Annotated in this window: 10 protein-coding genes and 1 pseudogene; 2 read left to right on the forward strand and 9 right to left on the reverse strand. The window is 62.2% G+C overall.

What is annotated here, in order from left to right:
* Window positions 1-3: 3 nt before the first annotated feature.
* The 8 genes from ACIOU9_RS07685 to ACIOU9_RS07720 are packed head-to-tail and all read right to left on the reverse strand — an operon-like array spanning window position 4 to window position 16,288.
* A complete protein-coding gene (locus tag ACIOU9_RS07685) occupies window positions 4-1,563 on the reverse strand; it encodes a serine/threonine-protein kinase (RefSeq protein WP_133833031.1) in 1,560 nt (519 codons plus the stop codon).
* Window positions 1,560-3,458 (reverse strand): FHA domain-containing protein, encoded by a 1,899-nt coding sequence (locus tag ACIOU9_RS07690; protein WP_133833032.1) that lies wholly within the window; start codon window positions 3,456-3,458, stop codon window positions 1,560-1,562. Before ACIOU9_RS07690 ends, ACIOU9_RS07685 begins: the two co-directional genes overlap by 4 nt.
* Complete coding sequence (locus ACIOU9_RS07695) at window positions 3,455-4,279, reverse strand: PP2C family serine/threonine-protein phosphatase (protein ID WP_133833033.1); 825 nt, start codon at window positions 4,277-4,279, stop codon at window positions 3,455-3,457. The genes ACIOU9_RS07690 and ACIOU9_RS07695 overlap by 4 nt, the downstream gene beginning before the upstream one ends.
* Entirely contained in the window at window positions 4,276-5,373 is a 1,098-nt protein-coding gene (locus ACIOU9_RS07700; protein WP_133833034.1) for an RDD family protein, read from the reverse strand. The genes ACIOU9_RS07695 and ACIOU9_RS07700 overlap by 4 nt, the downstream gene beginning before the upstream one ends.
* Entirely contained in the window at window positions 5,364-7,718 is a 2,355-nt protein-coding gene (locus tag ACIOU9_RS07705) for a DUF4129 domain-containing transglutaminase family protein (RefSeq protein WP_402696457.1), read from the reverse strand. Before ACIOU9_RS07705 ends, ACIOU9_RS07700 begins: the two co-directional genes overlap by 10 nt.
* Window positions 7,715-9,034 carry a DUF58 domain-containing protein gene (locus ACIOU9_RS07710; RefSeq protein ID WP_105661753.1) on the reverse strand — a complete coding sequence of 440 codons (1,320 nt, stop codon included), beginning with the start codon at window positions 9,032-9,034 and terminating at the stop codon, window positions 7,715-7,717. The genes ACIOU9_RS07705 and ACIOU9_RS07710 overlap by 4 nt, the downstream gene beginning before the upstream one ends.
* Complete coding sequence (locus ACIOU9_RS07715) at window positions 9,034-10,044, reverse strand: MoxR family ATPase (RefSeq protein ID WP_105661752.1); 1,011 nt, start codon at window positions 10,042-10,044, stop codon at window positions 9,034-9,036. Before ACIOU9_RS07715 ends, ACIOU9_RS07710 begins: the two co-directional genes overlap by 1 nt.
* Before the next feature lie 49 nt (window positions 10,045-10,093).
* Window positions 10,094-16,288 (reverse strand): Ig-like domain-containing protein, encoded by a 6,195-nt coding sequence (locus ACIOU9_RS07720; RefSeq protein WP_402696458.1) that lies wholly within the window; start codon window positions 16,286-16,288, stop codon window positions 10,094-10,096.
* Between the two features lie 351 nt (window positions 16,289-16,639).
* Here ACIOU9_RS07720 and ACIOU9_RS07725 point away from each other — a divergent pair, with 351 nt between their 5' ends.
* Window positions 16,640-18,307: a DUF885 domain-containing protein gene (locus ACIOU9_RS07725; RefSeq protein ID WP_402696459.1), complete on the forward strand. Its 1,668-nt coding sequence runs from the start codon at window positions 16,640-16,642 to the stop codon at window positions 18,305-18,307.
* Between the two features lie 53 nt (window positions 18,308-18,360).
* Here ACIOU9_RS07725 and ACIOU9_RS07730 read toward each other — a convergent pair.
* Window positions 18,361-18,750 (reverse strand): annotated as a pseudogene (locus ACIOU9_RS07730) (VOC family protein).
* Between ACIOU9_RS07730 and ACIOU9_RS07735 the strand changes: the two are divergent.
* Window positions 18,661-18,912 carry a hypothetical protein gene (locus ACIOU9_RS07735; RefSeq protein WP_402696670.1) on the forward strand — a complete coding sequence of 84 codons (252 nt, stop codon included), beginning with the start codon at window positions 18,661-18,663 and terminating at the stop codon, window positions 18,910-18,912. The pseudogene ACIOU9_RS07730 and the gene ACIOU9_RS07735 overlap by 90 nt on opposite strands.
* The last annotated feature ends 8 nt before the right edge of the window (window positions 18,913-18,920 follow it).

An 18,920-nucleotide genomic window follows, 5' to 3' on the forward strand; every position in this document is an offset into this window, starting at 1 on the left:
TGCCTACTTTCCTGAACCTGCGGCGGTGCAGAACCGTGCTCCATCCGAGATACGTCCATCATCGCGCACGAGCTTGACCTCGATACAGGTTTGTCCGCCTTTCCCGATCTCGGTAGTGGCGCTTGGGGACATCGTCTGCTTGTATTCTCCCGTTTCCGTGGCGGTAATTGGAGCCCACCGGTAATGGTCTGCCTTATTCGGTTCTGGGTTGGACCAACGGAAAGTTACAGTTTCTCCGACCGTGGAGTACGCAAAATTATCCACCTTCGGCACAGTGCCGCCAACCAATGCATCCTTGGGCCCGTCCGTCGCTGTAATAGGCGGGCCAGAACGCTGTGCAGCATTTTGGTCGGGCAAGTACATGTTGGCAATGACAGCGCCGCCAACCAGGAGAAATAGCACAAGGCCCACTGCGATGAAGACCTTCGGCAGTCCCTGGCGCGGCTTCGGTTCTGCCGGCGCGTCCACCGGCGTTCCTGATTCGCCTGGAGCTGCGCTCTGCTGGCCCGGAGCCGAAATGGAATCCTTCGGCATTTCCAGCCGCGGTATTGGAACTGACGGTCCTGCCTGCCGCAGCCGTTGCCCGGGAACGGAGGAAATCATCGGTGGGGTAGGCAGCGGACGCTGCGCATCGCTAATCGAAGTAACATTGCGAACGCGAGTGCTCTCGCCGTGATCTTCGTCAACCGCTTCTGCAGGTTCTTCAAGTACTTCAAAGGGCGTGACCGAGAAGCCCAGCTCGATCTGGATTCGTTGCATCGAGCGGGCCAGTTCGGCAGCCGAGCCGAATCGCGACGCCGGGTTCTTCGCCATGGCTACCGCCAGCGCCTGGCTCAATGATTCAGGAACATCAAGCCGTTCCAACGGCACCAACGGCGTATTGCAAATCCGCTCAATGAGTACTGCCTGCGAATTATCCTGTCCAGGACGGACGAATGGCGAATGCCCGGCCAAGATCGTATAGATCGTGGCACCGAGCGAGTACACATCCATGCGCACACCCGGAGGCATGCCATCGCCGAAGGCTTCCGGTGCGGACCATGGCACCGAAAGCCCAGCGGTGTGTGAACCGATAGTTCCCGAGATGCCGAAGTCGGTCAGCGCCGGCCTGTTGTAGTCGGTGGTCAGCACGTTTCCCGGCTTGATATCGCGATGCACAATGCCAGCAAGATGCGCAGTATGCACCGCTGAACACAACTGGATCGCCAGGGACAGCGTTTCATCAATGCTCAGGACGCCACGACGGTATCGGACGTCCAAAGAAGGCCGGGAACAATACTCCATGGCCAAATAGGAACGTCCGTCTTCGGTGATCTCCGCTTGGTAGATCGTGACAATATACGGATGGGTGGACAGCTGGGCCATCAAGTTGGCTTCCGCCTCGAATCGCTGGCGGGCTTCCTCATCGCTGACATCCGCCAGCAGCACCTTCACCGCCACCTTGCGGTTGGGCCGGTGCTGCTCGTACAGGTAGACATCGGAAAATCCGCCCGTGCCCAGCGGCTTGACGTAGGTGAATCCCGGGATCTGCGGTGCCGGAGCTGGCGCGCGCCGCAGGCTCACGCCAGATCCTCGAAGCGTATGCTCACGCCATCGCCCAGATCAGCAACATCGCCGTTGATCAGCATGATCTCCTGGTGCCGGGACAGGCGCCGTGGCCGCTGCCCTTCGCGCAGGAGCACGGTGCCATTAGTCGCACCCAGGTCAACCAGCTGCACATGCCATCCTTCCACTCGCACATGCAGGTGCGAACGGGAGATATCACCGCTTGGGCTTTCCACCTTCAGCAGGCGGGGTTCGGTGTCGGATTTGATGGCTGCTGCGCTTGGCTGGCGCCCCAGGATCACCGAGCGGTTCAGTTCATGGGCGTATTCGCGGGCGCCACTGTGATCGCTGACAATCATGCGCCCCATGGCCGGTTTGCGAACTTGCTGCGCTTGGCCGGTGAGGCGCTCGCCGCATTCCCGGCAGGTCGAGGCAGTTGGAGGGTTGGGATGCCGCTTGGAGCAAGAGCGGGCCAAGATGAATTCATTCAGCGACACCGAATTTTCGGTGCCGTCCTTGGCGTCCAAACCTGAAGCGGCGCTGGATTTCGGAACACTGGAGCCGCGGATGATCGTGTGCTCGTCGTCGGCTGGTTCAACCGGCCGCGCCGAAGAGGCAGGACTTCCCGGGCGCGGTTTGATAATCGTGTCCAGATCATCGCCCTGGCCGGTATCGTAGACGGTCTCTGCTGCACCTCTGGCGCCCAGCAGCTGTCCGCCCAGCGATAGTTCCTCCGAGTAGGCTTCCTGCTCGTATTGTGCTGGATCCTGAGTTTCTTCCGAGACTTCGGTCGGCGGCAGCGCATAACTCGTTGCCGTGCCATCTGTCTGCTCATCCCCGGCACCCTGTGCAGATACCTTGGCCGCGTCGGCTGCCTTGGCTGCTCGTGCCAGCACAGCTGCGGGGCCCTTGGGATCTCCTGCTTCTTTGGACGGCGCGGCGGCGCCCGGGTCGGATGCCGGCTTGGCGGCAGTTGGCGCTGGTTCTTTCGCTGCCGCTGGGGCCTTTGCCGGCGCGGGCGCAGCAGCAGGCTGGGCCGCGGTTGCTGCGGGGGTCTTTGCCTGCGCGGGCGCCGCCGCAGGCTTAGCCGCAGCTGGCACTGGTTCTTTCGCTGCCGCTGGAGCTTTTGCCGGAGCAGCCGCCGGCTTGGCAACAGCGGGGGCCGCCGCAGGCTTAGCCGCAGCTGGCGCTGGCTCTTTCGCTGCCGCTGGAGCTTTTGCCGGAGCAGCCGCCGGCTTGGCAACAGCGGGGGCCGCCGCAGGCTTAGCCGCCGTTGCTGCGGGGGCTTTTGCCTGCGCGGGCGCAGCAGCAGGCTTAGCCGCAGTTGGCGCTGGCGCCTTTGCCGGAGCCGCAGCAGGCTTGGCCGCAGCGGCGGCAGGCGCCATCACGCTTGGAGCTGCTTTGGCCGGAGCAGAAGGGGTGGCAGGTGATTTGGATGCGGCACCGGCGGGCGCACCAGCAGCGGCGTCCCCTTCGGTGCCCCACTCAAGGCTTGATACTCGAACAATGCCTTCGCTAATTGGCAGCGCGAACGCAGCTTCAGGATTCGCCGAACCGGTGCTCAAAGTCCATGACTTCGACTCGCCAAGTTTGCGTTCGGTCCAGGTCGCAATGCCGGCACCGCTGACCAGCTCGTCACCGGCAGCTGTCCGTGCGGTAAATTCTGGGGCTCCCCGCAAGACCAGATGCGGTGCCCTGTCCCGGGAAACCAAAGCGAAGTTCGGCAGCTCGGCAATGTTCATCTGGTAAAGCGGCAACAGCTCTGAGAGCAGTGCTTCCACCGTCGTCTTCCCAACGAGGTTGGACCACAAAACGTTGACCTGTTCGGCGCTGGCGCTGGCAGGAAGCAGGACGATGTGCTGGTTATTCACCAGGGCGTACCAGTCTCCGGGAATGTAACTCAGGCCGTTCATGATTTCTCCTCTTGGTGGCTCGTGGTCGATATGCGTGGGATTGTAATGCCAACATCATCGGGGTGCCCATACTGCACGTCGGCGACGATCACGCTGATATTATCGCGTCCTCCGGCGTCGATGGCCGCTTGGACCAGTTCCTCGGACGCCTGCTGCGGATCCGGGAAACGCGAGAGGATCTCCTGGATTGCGGCGTCGCCGACTTCGCTGCTCAGCCCATCTGAGCAGACCAGAATGCGTTCGTGCCCTGCTAGTGGCACCAGCCAGTAATCGGGTTGGCTGTTGGCGTTGATCCCCAATGCGCGGGTGATGACGTGCCGGCGCGGATGGGTGGCCGCTTGCGCGGCGTCCAGCTGGCCGATATCCATCAGCTCCTGCACTTCGGAGTGATCGATGCTGACCTGTTGCAGCAATCCTTGGGCCCACAGGTAGGTGCGCGAGTCGCCCACGTTGAAGACCAGCAGTTCGGGTTGTTCTTCCTGCCCGCTGGAGGTCCTTGCATCAATCAGCACGGCCCCGGTGAGTGTGGTTCCGGCTCGGCCGGAGCCTGCCTCCACAATGCTGCGGTCAGCTTCAAGCAGCAGCGCGTCCAGGGTTTCCGGATCGAGATTGGTGCCGGCGTCTTGGAATCCTGCACTCAGGATCTTGAGGCACAGGGCGCTAGCTATTTCACCGGCCTCATGCCCGCCCATGCCATCGGCAATGGCCAGCAACCGTTCCGAGGCCAGCAAGCTGTCCTCGTTCAGGGCGCGGCGCAGTCCACGGTCAGTTGCCTGGCCGTGGCTGAATCTGAGGCTGGCTGCCGGGCTAGTATCTGTCATGGACGTTCCACCTGGAAGTAGCGGTCACCGAAGTACACCGTATGGCCAATCATTGCCTGTTCCGGCTTGCCCGGGACAAGTTCGCGCACGTTTCCGTCTTCATCGACAATGGATGAGCCGTTGCCCGAATCCCGGTCCGTAACCCAGACACTGCCTACTCCCGGCTCGATCAGCAGATGCGTTTTGGAGACGGTGCGTTCCGGATCATCCACCACGGCCAGGTGAACACCTGCATCGCCCTCTGCGTAGGAAGGGTTGCGTCCGATCAAGATGCTGCCAGCAAGGTCAAGGCACCGGCTATCGTCAAAGAGCAGATGCAAGGCATCAGGCGATTGCGAACGAATCTGCGTGTGACCGAGATCTGCATCCGGGTCACCACCGGACTTGGACGAAGCGACTTCAACGATCTTCGCCTCCGGCTTAGGCTGCGAGGCAGGACGGGGACGAGACGCTTTGAGCGCCTCAGGCGCAGTGGCGCGCACGGCGCCTGGCACCGAATCGATGACTCCCGAGGACTTGCCGGGCTCTTCTTCTGGTTCGCCCACGAAGCGACGGCCCGGAGCATACTGCGGCTCAGGCGCGAAAGACCCCGGTCCCCCGGTACCACCGGTAGTCAGCGGATCCCGTCCAGCCTTGATATCCAGTACCAGCGTCCCGGCCGCCTTATCGTGCCATCCCTGCTTCTTGCCGTTCGCGTCGAATTGGTTGGAGATCACCATAAGCACCGGTCCCAGGATCGGAACGATACCCGCGACGGCTATCAGCAAACGGCGAATAATGGTCTTGCCCCAGCCCGGGCGCTCGCCTGACACAGTAGCGGTGCGTAACCCGAGGAGCACATTGCCAAGACTCTTGCCTGCAGCAGCTTCCCACCACCACAAGAACACCGTGTAGGCCAGAGCCAGGACGCCGTACAGGATGTACGTTCCGGCGATCTCGCCCATGATCTGCGGCGCATCCAGCGAGTTCACCATCCTGGATCCGATCATCGGCAGGAAAATAGCCGAGAGGACCAGTACTGGCAGGAAGTCGACGAGCCACGAAAGCAGCCGCTGCGCAGTTCGGGCATCTACCAGGTCCATTTTTACCGCCATGGCTTGCTCCTGTTTTTCCGTTGCAATGTTCGTGCCCTGGTGACCGTTTTAGCCGCCAACTCGTGTATCAGAGAGCGTGGAGAGTATTTCACCCGCATCTTGCCGAAGAAGCCCAGCGGCTCCTGCATCTTCTGGGTCTGCGCAATGACATCCTCCCAGTACTTCCGCACTTGCTCTTCGGTCGGTTCTTCAAGCGCGAAGTTCGCCGCATCCGCACGCTGCGCCAGCGACTGCACCGGGCTGGACAGCGCCGGGAAACCGTCGGCCAGCACGCCGGCACTTTCCCGCCGGGTCGCACCGCTGGCAGTCGCGATTCGGTGGTCAGTGGCATGGCTGAGCAATTCCTGCCAGCCACCGCTCACGCGGTCACCGGCGCTGCCGGTTTGAGAACGCTTCTGCCTGCGGCGCAGCTTCAGCAAGGCAACCAGCAGCAGCGGCGAGAGCACAAGCAGCACCGAACCCAGCGAAATGCCGGCGACAATGATGACCTGGCCCCAGCGTTCCCAGAAGGTTTTCGGTTCCTCTTCGACTTCCTGCGGCTCCGGTGCAGTTTGCGGAGGCAAATCCGCTTCTTCCTGCGCCGGTGGTGGCGGTTGCAGCACCTGCGGCTGCGGCACAGCCTTGGGTTCCTGTTCCGGAGGAGTGGGCTGCTCGTCTTCATTCGGCGTCGGGTTGAAAGCAACCCAGCCTATTTCCTCGAAAGCGATCTCCACCCAGGCATGAACATCGGACCCCTTGATTTCAACGGCTTTCCCCGGCGCGTATTCCTCCGGGTAGAAACCCATGACTACGCGCGCAGGGATCCCTTGCTCGCGGGCCATCAGCGCCATCGCGACAGCATACTGCTCGTCATCGCCGATCATCTGCTCGGCATCGAGCAGGCTGGTGATACGTCCCGCTCCGTGCCCGGAGAGCGAGGGAACCTGGCTCTCGGTGCCGTTGGAGAAGAATCCGGTTCCGGAAAGCATGGCTTCAATGCTCCGCACGCGCTGCAGGTCGCCGCGTGCCGTACCGGTGAATTCGGCGGCCTTGGCTCCCGCCGTGGCTGGCACATTGGCCAGCTCTGGCATGCGGAACTGCGCCAAATCCAGTTCATTGAGCTGGTCATCGCTCGGCTTGGCGGGGAAGAGCACCTTAGCCGTGTAGGCATCGCCCTTCTCCAGGCCAATGGAGCTCAGCGCGCTTTCAGAGGTATCGCTGTAGAACAGGGAACGGGCCAGTTCATCTTCACGACCGCCGGCCAGATCCAAGCCCATGAGCTTGCCTCCGGAAGGAACCCACACCCCTTCATAGTCCTGGATCGAGATTTCAAGTTCAGCCGCTTCGCGGCCTTCCAGCGTCTGGGCAGAACGAATATCGCTGGCATCACCCACGGGGGCAAAACTGCCACCAGCGGAAGGATCCACGTTGATGACCATGCCGTTGTAGGAATCCAATGCGGCCAAGCGGATGCGCTCGTCCTTTGGCAAGCCCTTGACGGTCAGCAGGGTGTCGTCAGCCATTGTCTTCACATACTTGCGGAAACTCGTCAGCGGGCTTGGATAATCGTAGAGATCCACCGGTGGTTCCAACGCATCGCGCAACACCTGGCGCGGGGTTTCGGGGGCCAGCAGCGGAGTGGCCGCGGCGGTCGCTACGCCGGCTCCGGCCAGCACCAGGGCTCCGGCGATGATGCGGCGCAGCAACATCTGCTGGCCGCCATGGGAATCAAGCTGCTCGTGGTTCACCGAGCTGAATCCGCCGGAAATGCGCGTGTCCATGAAGCGCCGCCAGGCAAGCCAACCGACCAATACCGCAATCAAGGCGACGCCACGGGCGATCGGCATCGGCACGTCGCGGGTGCCGAAAACAATACCCAGCACGAACATCGCCAGCAGCGGCAGCAAAGTCCAATACGGCGAGCGCAAATGCCAGGCCGCCAATCCGGCCAGCAGTGCGGTGAGCAGCGCGGAAAGGAAGGCCACGATCAGTACGCCGCCGTAGGAGCCTACCGGTGGCGCCACGGTGAGCATGTCTTTCCAGCTGAAGACCAGGCCGGTCAGCAAGGTGCGCAGGGATTGCCCGGTGGGCAAGATTCCGAAGGCAGCCTCGCGTGGAGTCGCCAACGGCGTGCCCAGCACGAGGTACAGCAGTGCGAACAGGGCCATGGTCCGCCAAGTACCCAGCTTGAAGTGCACATTGGCCCAGGCCAATGCAAGACCGGCAACAATTCCGCCGACGGCAGCCAGGATGAAGTTCAAGCTCGCGCCGTAGGCGTCCAGGAGACCCAGGGCACCAAGGACCAGGGCCAATCCCAGACAGATCGCGTCAACGCCGAAGCGCCAGAGGGGCAAAGACTGTTTCATGCCACGGCCTTTCGCAGCATCAAGCCGAGTTCTTCCAGCTTGCCCAGGCTCAGTACCGTCAGCTCGCCAATGTTCGAGCGCGTCGGCTCCATGCCGGTCTCGCACCTGATAGCGATGGCGCGCACTCCGGCAGGCACATGCATCCAGGCTTCACGCAGCGACTTTGCACTGGTCCTGGTGCCGGTGAGGAAGAAAAGCACCGACGCTCCGGGCACGATATCGGCGGTGTGGCGAACCACCTGCACCAGGTTCTCGCGCTGGCCAGCGGCTGCTTCGATGCGGGTCAGCGAGTCCATCATCATGCGGCCGCTGTCGGTGCGCACCGGACCTTGCTGGGTCACGATGGCCAGCTTGCGCTGTTCCGCCACTGCCTGCTGCCCGATGGAGGCAGCGACCGAAATAGCCAGTTCGAAATCTTCCTCTGCGTGCGCCTCGCAGTACTCGTCCAGATTGGTGCTCAGGCTCAGTGCCAGGTGCGAACGCCGGGTCTCTTCGAACTGGCGGACCATCAATTCACCGGTACGCGCCGTTGACTTCCAGTGGATATGGCGGCGGTCGTCTCCTGCCTGGTATTCGCGCAGGGCGTGGAAGGACACATCGGAGTTCGAGAGATCCGAAGTGGGCATGCCTTCGAGGTCGCGGATGAAACCAGCAGAGGAGCCATCGAGCGCGGTGGTGCGCGGATGGATGAACAGCTCGTAGCGGTCGGTCCATTTCACCTGCCGGCGCAGAATGGCGAAGGGGTCCTGGCGGACCGAGCGGACCGGCCCCACCTCCAGCACCTGGCGGCGCTGGGTCGGGATGGTGAACAGGTCTTCGTGCGTTCCTTGCGGCTCCAGGCGCGGGATCCGGAACTGGGCGGCACCATGGCCTACCGGAAGTTCCATCATCACCGGCGCTGCGCTGCGCGAGGCCTGGTTGGCCACCTGCAGGGCGCCAACGGCGCGGTCCCCCACAGCGACACGGGTGCGGTGCAGGTCCAGGTCCACGCTGAAATCATTGCGGCCCAGGATGAATCCCACGGAAGCCAGCAGCAGCAAGGTGGCCATGAAGGCGCCGAGCAGGGCCTCCTGCCAGCCGAAACTGGCGCCCAGGATCCACAGGAGAATCGCTGTACCCAGCAGCACGAAGCCCAGCGGCGAAATGACCGTGGTGACCGGTGCGAGGAAACGGGTGCTGAATTCCTTGACCCGCGCTGTTGCAGGGCGCAGGTATTCGCGCAGCACCTGCATTGCTTCGCTGGCCATGGTCAGCGACATTTCGGCCCTGCGATTCAGCCTGGTGCTCCGTGCAGAACGCTTAGCTCGTCTGCTCATTAATGCTCGTCCTGGTCCTTGCCGGCGGCCGGAGCGGAGTCTTCATTGCCACGGCGGGTTGGGGCCGGGACCTTGCGCAGCACCGAGGTGATGACCTGGGCGGAGGTGGTGCCGGTGAATTCCGCTTCCGGGTCCAGCACCAGGCGATGGGTGAAGATATAGGGCGCCAATTCCTTGATGTCATCCGGCAGCACGTAGTTCCGTCCCTGGCTGGCAGCCCACACCTTGGCCGCGCGCACCATCGCCAGGGCTCCGCGGACCGAAACTCCCAAACGGGTTTCCGGAACTTCGCGGGTCGCTTCGCACAGCGCCGCGACGTACTCCAGCACGGCGGTGTCCACATGCACGGTGGTTGCCAGCTCGGCCATTTCCACCACTGCTTCGGTAGTGATGATGGCGCTCAGCGCGGTCGAGCGGTCACGCTGGGTGCTGCCCGAAAGCAGCGCCACGGTGGCTTCCCGGTCCGGATACCCGATGGAGGTCTTGATCAGGAAACGGTCCAGCTGGGCTTCGGGCAGCCGGTAGGTACCGGCCTGCTCGATCGGGTTCTGGGTGGCAATCACCATGAACGGGCGAGCCTGCGGGTAGGTGGTGCCATCGACGGTGACCCGCCCTTCTTCCATGACTTCCAGCAACGCCGACTGGGTCTTTGGAGACGCGCGGTTGATCTCATCGGCCAGCACGAGGTTGGCGAAGATCGGTCCATGGTGGAAGTCGAACTGCCCGCTGCGCTGGTCGTAGATGGTGATGCCGGTGACGTCCGAGGGCAACAGGTCCGGGGTGAATTGGATGCGCGAGTTGCTGCCCCGCACCGTGGCGGCCAGCGAGCGGGCCAGCATGGTCTTGCCGGTGCCCGGTGCGTCTTCGAGCAGCACGTGCCCTTCGGTGAGCATGGCAGTTAGCACCAGCTTGATGGCCTGGTCCTTGCCCAGCACGGACAGTCCGACATTGGACACCAATTTGGCGAAGGTATCGCAGAACCAGTTGGCCTGCTCGGTGCTCATGGTCATGGCAGTGTTTGTTCTTTCTGTACGTCTTGATGCTCGGCCGATGCCGCGCTTATCTGAAATTAACCCGGTCGGATTCCGTGCCGTCGATTTTCGCGAAGTACGGCTGGGCATATCCCGATTCGATCACGCATGGCAAGTCCTTGGAGGCCCGGCCATTGCCGTCGACGTTGAAGGTCACGTAATTATCCGAGAACATTCCCTTGGAGTGGTAGCACTGCGCCAGGTAGGTGTGGGTGCCCGGGTCGAAGTCGTAGAGCTCCACGTGGTACTTGTAGCAGTTCGGCGGGCAGGTGGAGTTCGCGTAGCCGTTGTACAACGGTCCTTCGGACAGCTTCACCGAACGGGCCGGCTTAGGATTGGTCTGATCCGTTTTGGACCAGGACTTGCTCTGGCCTTCGGTATCCGTTGCCACGATCTTGAGGGTGCGGCTCGTGGAGTAGCCCAGGTTGCTGACCTTCTCCGTACCGTCGTTAGCCGTGTTAGACCCGCCAATGGCTACCGTCTGGGTGACCTTGCGTCCGTTGGATTCGCCGGCGGCTGTATTCCAGCTGAAGGAAATCCAATTATCGCCATGCGACGAGGAAATCTTCGCGTTATCGCGCAGCGGACCGTAGGCGCTGGTCTGGTTGCTGGCCGGGCTGGGGTCTCCCGGGCCGGCAGCATTCAAGGCACGCACGCGCCAGGTATGCGCGGTGCCGTTGGAACCGGTGTCGATCACCGAGCCGGGGCCGCCGAAGGACTGCCACCCTCCGCCATCGGCGGAGTACTGGTATCCGGTGATCTTCGAGCCGTTGGCCGCAGGAGCCTGGAAGCCCAGTTGCACCATGCGATTGGCGCCGGTGGCCTTGGCGCTCACGCTGGACACGGCCTTTGGACGCCCGTACGGGGTCACCGCCACCGAATTCGAGCTCTGTTCCGAGCTGCCCTTGCGGTTGGTTGCCGCGATGGTGAAGGTGTAGGAACCCGAGGTGCTCAGGCCGGTGACCGACTGGCTGGTCTGGTTGGCCGCAATGGAGCCAATGGTCTTCTCCAGGGTTCCGGACTTGTAGACGCGCAGGGCATAGCCGGTGATCGGTGCGCCATTGGTGCCCGGTGCGTTCCAGGCGACGTTGACCACGCCGCCATCCACCGCGGATTCCTTGCGGGCCGCGGTGGGGGCGGACGGCTTGAACGGCTTGCCAGCCGGGGTCACGGCTGCCGAGTAGGCGCTGAAGGCCGATGGCTTGGACGCCTTGTTCACCGCACGCACGCGGACCTGGTAATCGGTGCCGTTCTTCAGGCCCTTCCAGGTATAGGAAGTGCCGGTAATGCCGGTGACCTGGGTGACGCCGTTGGCCGGTGCCGGGGAGATCTCCAAGGTGTAGCTCTGGATGGCCGAACCCCGGCTGGCGGGGGCAGTCCACTTGAAGGCCGCCTGCTGGTCGCCGTCGGTGCCGGTCGGGGCGGCAGGCTGTTCGGGTTCCACGTCCGGTCGGGCATCGGCTGACGGCGCCGAGGCCGGGGACTGGCCGATCTCGTTGGCGGCGGTCACCGTGAAGTTGTACACGGTGTCGTTGGCCAGCGGGGTGATGGTGCAAGTAGTGGTGGCGCACCGCTGGGTGTGCCCGCCGCCGGTCACGGTGTAGTGGGTGATCTGCGAGCCGTTGTTGGCCGGTGGATCCCACTGCAGCACAGCCTTCTCATCCCCGGTGGACTGGACGCGTGGCAGGCCCGGGGCTTCCGGGGCGCCCTTGACGTTCAGCGTCACGGTACCGATGACGTTGCGTGCCACGTCTTCGGTGACATCGCCAATGGTGTATTCCACCCGCATGGTGCCCACGAAGTTGTCCTTCGGGGTGATGGATACCTTGTCGCCGCTCGTTTCCACTTCCCCGGTGTCTTCCAGGGCGCGGGCGTTGATCAGGCGCAGCGGGCCTTCATCCGCGTACGGGTTGTGGTCGTTGGCCAGCACATCGACCACTTCGGTCTTGCCCTGGGCCGCATCGGCCACGTTATCGGCCACAGCTACCGGCAGCTCGCGGACCGAGCCGGTCACGGTGATGTTCATGGCGGCCGGAACCGGCGGGTTCACACCGTCGCTGACCGTGACGGTGACGGTACCGGTGGTGCCCTTCGGGGTCGAAGCTCCGGCGCTGACCTTCAGGTTATGCTCTTCGACCAGTTCGGCCTGGACACCTTGGATATCCACCGAAGAGATGGCGAACTTCAACTTCGGAACGTCGTCTTCATTGGCATCGTTGGCGGCCATGCGCAGGTCCAGGAAGGCTGGCTCCTCGCCCTGGCCCACGGCCAAGGCATTGGCCTGCAGGGTCGGAGCGAAGTTCTCCTCCTGCGGCTGCTCTTCTTCCTCTTCCTCTGGCTCTTCCTCCTCCGGCTGGCCTTCTTCGTTCTGGTTCTGGCGCTCGTCGGGATCATCCTGGCGTGGAGCCGGGGTGACATTGATTGGCAGGGTCAGCTTGGACTTCAGGCCCATTTCATCGTCGGGGCCGGTGCCGTCGGTGACTTCGAAGCTGACGGTAGCCGAGCCGTCGAAATCAACCGGTGCACGGAAGGACAGTTCTGTGGCGGACTTGACCAGCTCGCCGTCGTTCTGCGGCATCGAGGCCACCGACTCTTCGGTGGTCAAGCGCGGGGTGCGGCCCTCGCGGACGAGAACCAAGTCATCCAGGTTCAGTGGCAGGACCTGTCCCGCCTCGACCTGCAGATTCAGCCCGCTGCGCAGGATTGGCCGCGCTCCAGCGGTGCCTGGCACATGGACGAAGGCAGTGGACGCCAGTTCGTCGGGGTCGGTCAGCGTGTAGGCAATGATCTGCGCGTCCTCGGTGGCGGTGACGACCAGGCCATCTTCGGTGACTTGGGCAGTAGGCGGGTTATCCGGCAAGCTGATCTCCAATTCGCTGGAGCTGCCATCCGGGTCCTCGTCATTGCGCAAGATATCTACGGTCACTTGTTCATCGCCGATGACTTCTTCCAAGGAAACCCGGTCATCGCGGGCAATGGGCGCCAGCAGCTGGGCCTCTGGATCGGACTTGATGCTCAGCGTGCCCGCCGCGGTGCCGCCGCGGCCGTCGGAAATCATGTAGCGCACCGAAACGTTGCCGTCTTCCGGGGGCGAGGTCAGGGTGACGCGGCCGTCAATGACTTCCACCTCCATGCTGGCTTCGGTGGAGACTTCGCTCATCAAGGCGATCGGGTCGCCATCCGGGTCGGTGTCGTTGTCCATCACGTCCACCGCCACCGGGCGGTTGGGGCGCACGGTCAAGAAGTCGTTGACGGCAACCGGGGAATTATTCGATTCGGCAAGCGGTGCCACGCCGATCTTGATCGTGCCGGTGGCGCGGGCACCCAAACGGTCTTCCACCACGTAGCTGAATTCATCGGTGCCCGAGGCATCGGGGTTGGCCGTGTAGTCGATGGAGGCCCCGCGGATCTTCGCGGTGCCCATGCGCGGGGAATCGCCGAATTGCACGAGGGAGACCGAGTCGCCATCGGGGTCGATAGCGTCAATCGGGATCAGCACGTTGGTGCTGGAGCCGGCGAAGACCCGCCCGGTGACTGGTTCCGGGTTCGGCGGGGTGTTCTTTTCCAGGTCATTGGCTTCTGCCTCGGGCAGGACGTTGAAGGTGACGCTGGCGCTGGTTTCCTGGCCATCAGGTCCTGCCACGGTGTAGACCGCGGAAACCTGCTTGGCCTTGCCGCCAAAGTCGCCGGCGCGGAATCGAATCGTTTCGTCGGCAACCGAGATCAGGGACCCTTCTCCCAGATCATCAGCTTCTTCCAGCTCGGGACGCAAGAGCAGCTCTCCGCCGTTCGGGTGGATGTCGTTTTCCAGAACCTTGACGGTGGCCACGTCGTTCTCGCGGACGGTGACGGTGTCCGGGTTGGCCTGCGGCGGATCCATGCGTGGTGGTGCCGGAATCGGAATCACGCGGATGGAACCGGTCGCTTCACGAGAGCCATTGGACACGGTGTAGCTAATGGTGGTCGGGTCGGTGAGGCCGCGCACGTCGGTGATGCGGACAAAGGTATTGCGTTCTACGGAGGTGGAGAACGGCTTGTCGCTGGCGGTCTGCACGCCGGTTACCACCAGTACGCCACCGGCCGGGTCGGTGTCGTTGCCCAGCACGTTGACCAGTACATCCTGGCCGGCAGGCAGCAAGGCGACATCGCGTACCGCGATCGGATCCTCGGCATTTTCTTCCGGCTTCTTGATATCGATGCGGGCCAGGCCCGGGGCGCTGGCCGGGCCGTTGGTGGCCATGTATTCAACGTAGTAGGTTCCGGCGCGTTCGGCGCGCGCGGTCACGGTTCCGGTCTGTGCGTTGGTTTTGATTTCCAACCCGGGAACATCATCCACCCCGGCCAGCCGCAGTCCGTCTCCGCTGGGATCAGTGTCATTGTCCAGCGGGGAGAAACTGGCGGATTCATTGATATTGGCCACCACATGATCGGTCGCGGTCACCGGTTTCACGGTGGCGTCGGCCAAGACCTCGATCAGTACCCGGCCCTTGGTGCCCTCCTGCCCGTCGGAAACCTGGATGGCCAATTCCTTTTGCCCCAGCTTCTTTCCGTCATCCTGGAAGGTCAAGGTGCCATCGGGTTGGACGCGGATCACGTCATCGCCATCGGAGGTTCCACCGAGCAAGCGGAGGTCATCGCCTTCCGCGTCGGTCCAGTCAGCGAGCACGTTGTGGCTGACTGACTCGCCCTGCTGCACGCGCAGCACGGTGGTGCGCTTTTGTTCCGGAGCCTTGTTGGTTTCATCGTCCACCACGTTCAGCTTGACGGTCGCGGTGTCCTGTCCCCCGCGGCCGTCTTTGGTGGTGTAGGAAAAACTCGCGCCGCCCCTGGCATCTTCGGGGACCACAATCTGGAATCCGGTGCCGTCATGGACCGGCTGCACGGCACCTACCGAGGGCGCAGCGCCTTCCAGGTTCGCGGTCAGCAAATCGCCGTCCGGATCCACGTCGTTATAGAGCACCGGCAGCAAGGTGGTGCGGCCGGGGCGTACCGAATAGCTGTCGTCCTCGGCGATCGGCTTCTTGTTTTCCTCGGTGCGGTTAGGCAGCTCGATGGCGTCGGTGATTTCCTTGGTTTCTTCTTCCTTGGCTTCGCCCTTGCCAGCAGGCGGTTCCAGATCACTCCAGTTGCTGACGATTTCCATGCCTTCATTGGCCAACCAGACTTGCCCCGAATGCACGTCGTTGAGCACGACCACGTCCCGGTTGACGCGGAACGCCAGTTCAGCGCCTTCTGGCATTTCCGGAATTGCGGTGCTCTGGTTATGTGCCGGGTCATCGCAGAAGCGCAGATACTCGCCACTGGTCTGCCAGGCCGCGTAGGTGCACGTTCCCACGCGCACCGGCTGGATAGGGGTGCCAGCGGTTTCCAGCTGCTCATAGTTGGTGGCTTTGCCGGACAGGCTCACCGTTGCCAGCGACTGGTCCAGGGCCACAGCAATGTTCTCGGCTTCCGGGCCCGGAGACTGGATCCGGGCGTTGGCAGGATTCTCGAGAATTGCGGAGTTGCCCTCCGAGGTGACCAGTTCGCCGGTGGCTTCATCGAAGACCACGCCGATCTTGCCGACGGCCGAAAGCTGCGGCTCCTTCATCTCGGCCAGTTCCGGAATTTCGAATTCCTGGGCGAGTTCGGCTTTCCCGTCGTCGTCCAGGGTGAAGCTGGAAAGGGTTCCTGCGCCGAGGTCAGCGGCCCAGATGGTGTCGTCGGCGCCAACCACGGCGGCGACTTCGCCCTTGGACTCGATCAGCGGTTCGGCGCCTTCGCCCTTGAAATCGGCAATCTGTTCGAGGTTGCTGGCCTGGACAGTTCCGTGTTCCGCGTCGGTGACGGCGACAACGGACGCACCGAAGGAGAAGGATGAGTTGGCTGGCAGGTTGTTATCGCCAGCAAATTGCACCATCGCGGGGTCAATAGTGGTCAGCGAGGCCTGTTCCAGGTTGCGTACCAGCACGCTTTCTTCATGCTGCACCAGGTCATAGTTGGCCAGCGGGGTGGCAACGCCACCGTCGATGGTGCGCGACTGGTAGTTGACATGCCCGATCTTGCCTTCGGACTGATTGACTACCCAGACACCACCGTCGTTGAGTTCCACGTCAGCTGTTTCGAAGCCCGGATAGATAATGGCGCCGGTGACGGCAAGGGCCGCCACGACTGGGATCGCAGTCACCTTGAACCCGGTGCTTTTGAGCAGTCCGGTCCATCCGGTCGAAGCGGCTTTGGCCATCTAGAGGTCAGTCCTTGGTTTGCTGGTACGAGTGTGCGCCAGAATCCGGCCTTATTCCCCATAGCCAGACTCAACGCCCTCCAATTCTAACGAACTGACAAAACCTCCGCCATGGAGAGTTCTCCCCATGGGCACTGACTGGGCGATTCATCAACGCAATACAATTCGCGTGCTTCATCTTCATCAGCGGGAACCGCCTATGCGACCGCAGATGCCCTTTGATTCCTTTTCGGCAGGTCCAGCGGCATAACCCGCGCCTGGAAGCACCTGCTAGACGACCGCGGAAGCAGTTCAGAACGAACCTGCGCAAAAGTCTTCAACAAATCTTTCATATCAACTACTGTTAGTTACATGACATCCTCTGCACCGCACCGCGAGCCTTCGGCAATCGACCAGATCTCCGAAGCCTTCTTCGCCAAGTCCCTTGAACTGACCCCGGAATGGGGAGTTTCCCTTGGCTTGCCAGGCTACGAGACCACCTATGGCGACTACTCCCCTGCTGGCACCACCCAGCAGATCAGCTTACTGCGGGAGACTTTGGGCGCATTGGCCAACGCCACTGCGGTCGACGCAATTGACGAAGTCTCGCTTGACGCGATGACCGAGCGATTGAGCCTCGAACTGGAAATCCTGTTCACCGGGCGCACCGAGCTGAACAATATCGCCAGCGCGGCACAGGAAATCCGCTCAATCATCGATTTGATGCCGCAGGAGTCCTCCGAGGACTACGCTTTCATCGCCCAGCGAATGTCCAACATTCCGGCTGCGATTGACGGCTACATCGCATCTTTGCGTGATTCCGCTTCAAATGATCTGGTTGCGGCGCAGCGCCAAGTGTCCATAGTGATCACGCAAACCACCGATTACGCCAAGGATGGCGGATTCTTCGACCAGTTGGCCACCTCCGGCACCGCAGTGGATACCACTTTGCAAGCACAGCTGGAAGCCGGAGCCGAAGCCGCGAAGAAGGCCTACCGCAAACTCACCGCGTACTTGCAAGATGAACTCCTGGCACAGGCACCGGCCGAAGACGCGGTGGGCCGAGAGTACTACTCGCTGATGTCCCGCCGTTTCCTGGGCGCCGCAGTGGATTTGGAAGAGACCTATGCCTGGGGCGTCGGCGAACTCGATGCCATCATCGCCGAGCAGCGGCGCGTCGCCCAGCAGATCAAGCCGGGCTCCACGATCGAGGAAGCCAAGAAGATCCTCAACGAGGATCCGGCGCGCAAGCTCTCAGGCACCGACGCCTTGCGGGAGTGGATGCAGGGCAAGGCTGACCAGGCCATGGCGGACTTGTCGGGCAAGCACTTTGACATCCCGGCGCCAATGGACCGCATCGAATGCATGATCGCTCCGACCCAGGATGGCGGCGTGTACTACACCGGCCCATCAGAAGACTTCAGCCGCCCGGGACGGATGTGGTGGTCGGTTCCGCCTGGAGAAGATGAATTCACCACGTGGGCCGAGCTCACCACCGTCTATCACGAGGGCGTTCCCGGCCATCACCTGCAGATCGGTACAGCCCAAATGCAGGCTTCCACGCTCAACAGCTGGCGCCGATTGATGTGCTGGGTTTCCGGCCAGGGCGAAGGCTGGGCGCTGTACTCCGAACGCCTCATGCACCAGCTGGGCTACCTCGATGACCCGGGCGATTACATGGGCATGCTCGATGCGCAACGCATTCGAGCCGCGCGAGTGGTCTTTGATATAGGAGTTCACCTGGGCTTGGAAGTTCCTGCGCAGTGGGGCACCGGCACCTGGAACGCCGAAAACGGCTATGAGTTCCTGGAGAAGAATCTGGACATGTCCACGGGTCAGCTGGACTTCGAGTACAACCGCTATTTGGGATGGCCAGGCCAGGCTCCGTCCTACAAGATCGGCCAACGGCTCTGGGAGCAGATCCGCGACGATCTCGCGGCCGCCGAGGGCGAGGACTTCTCGCTCAAGGAATTCCATACCGCGGCGTTGAAGCTCGGTTCAGTTGGCCTGGATACCTTGAAGCGCGCCCTAGTGAAGTAGCCTCCAGGAAATCGGCTTGGCGGTCCTGCTTATTGGCAGGACCGCCATTCGTTTTATCCCTTGTAGCTGGAAATCTGGATCAGATTGCCACACGTGTCATCAAAGGTCGCAACCACGACGGGTCCGGCATCCGTCGGTTCTTGCGTGAACTTCACGCCCAGTGAGCTAAGACGCTCGAATTCCACCTGGACATCATCAACGGCAAAGGAAGTTGCCGGGATGCCGTCTGCTTTCAGTGCTGAACGGTACGGCCCAACGGCAGGGTGTGCTGAAGGCTCCAGAAGCACTTCAGGACCTTGCTCCTGGTCCGCTGCAACAAGGGTCAGCTAGCTGTATTCGCCCACAGGGATATCGTGCTTGACCTTGAAGCCCAGCACCTCGGTATAGAACGCTTTAGCTTTCGCCTGATCATCCACGCACACACTAGTGATATAAACCCGCATTATTTCCTTCTTTCAGTTCCGGCCCATGCAGCAACCAGGGATTTCCCACGCCTTGCTGGCTTCTACCTTTCCATATGGTTCCGACAGGTCAAGATCACGGAAGCAGCACTGAAGAGCCCAGCTCTATATTCCAGGGAAAAACAACAAGAAATTATTGATTAACGATAGGT

Source organism: Glutamicibacter sp. NPDC087583 (assembly GCF_044743685.1).
Lineage (GTDB): Bacteria > Actinomycetota > Actinomycetes > Actinomycetales > Micrococcaceae > Glutamicibacter.

Coding starts and splice junctions, on each gene's coding strand:
- ACIOU9_RS07690 (WP_133833032.1), bottom strand. CDS start 3,458: ATGAACGGCCTGAGTTACATTCCCGGAGACTGGTACGCCCTGGTGAAT.
- ACIOU9_RS07695 (WP_133833033.1), bottom strand. CDS start 4,279: ATGACAGATACTAGCCCGGCAGCCAGCCTCAGATTCAGCCACGGCCAG.
- ACIOU9_RS07700 (WP_133833034.1), bottom strand. CDS start 5,373: ATGGCGGTAAAAATGGACCTGGTAGATGCCCGAACTGCGCAGCGGCTG.
- ACIOU9_RS07705 (WP_402696457.1), bottom strand. CDS start 7,718: ATGAAACAGTCTTTGCCCCTCTGGCGCTTCGGCGTTGACGCGATCTGT.
- ACIOU9_RS07710 (WP_105661753.1), bottom strand. CDS start 9,034: ATGAGCAGACGAGCTAAGCGTTCTGCACGGAGCACCAGGCTGAATCGC.
- ACIOU9_RS07715 (WP_105661752.1), bottom strand. CDS start 10,044: ATGACCATGAGCACCGAGCAGGCCAACTGGTTCTGCGATACCTTCGCC.
- ACIOU9_RS07720 (WP_402696458.1), bottom strand. CDS start 16,288: ATGGCCAAAGCCGCTTCGACCGGATGGACCGGACTGCTCAAAAGCACC.
- ACIOU9_RS07725 (WP_402696459.1), top strand. CDS start 16,640: ATGACATCCTCTGCACCGCACCGCGAGCCTTCGGCAATCGACCAGATC.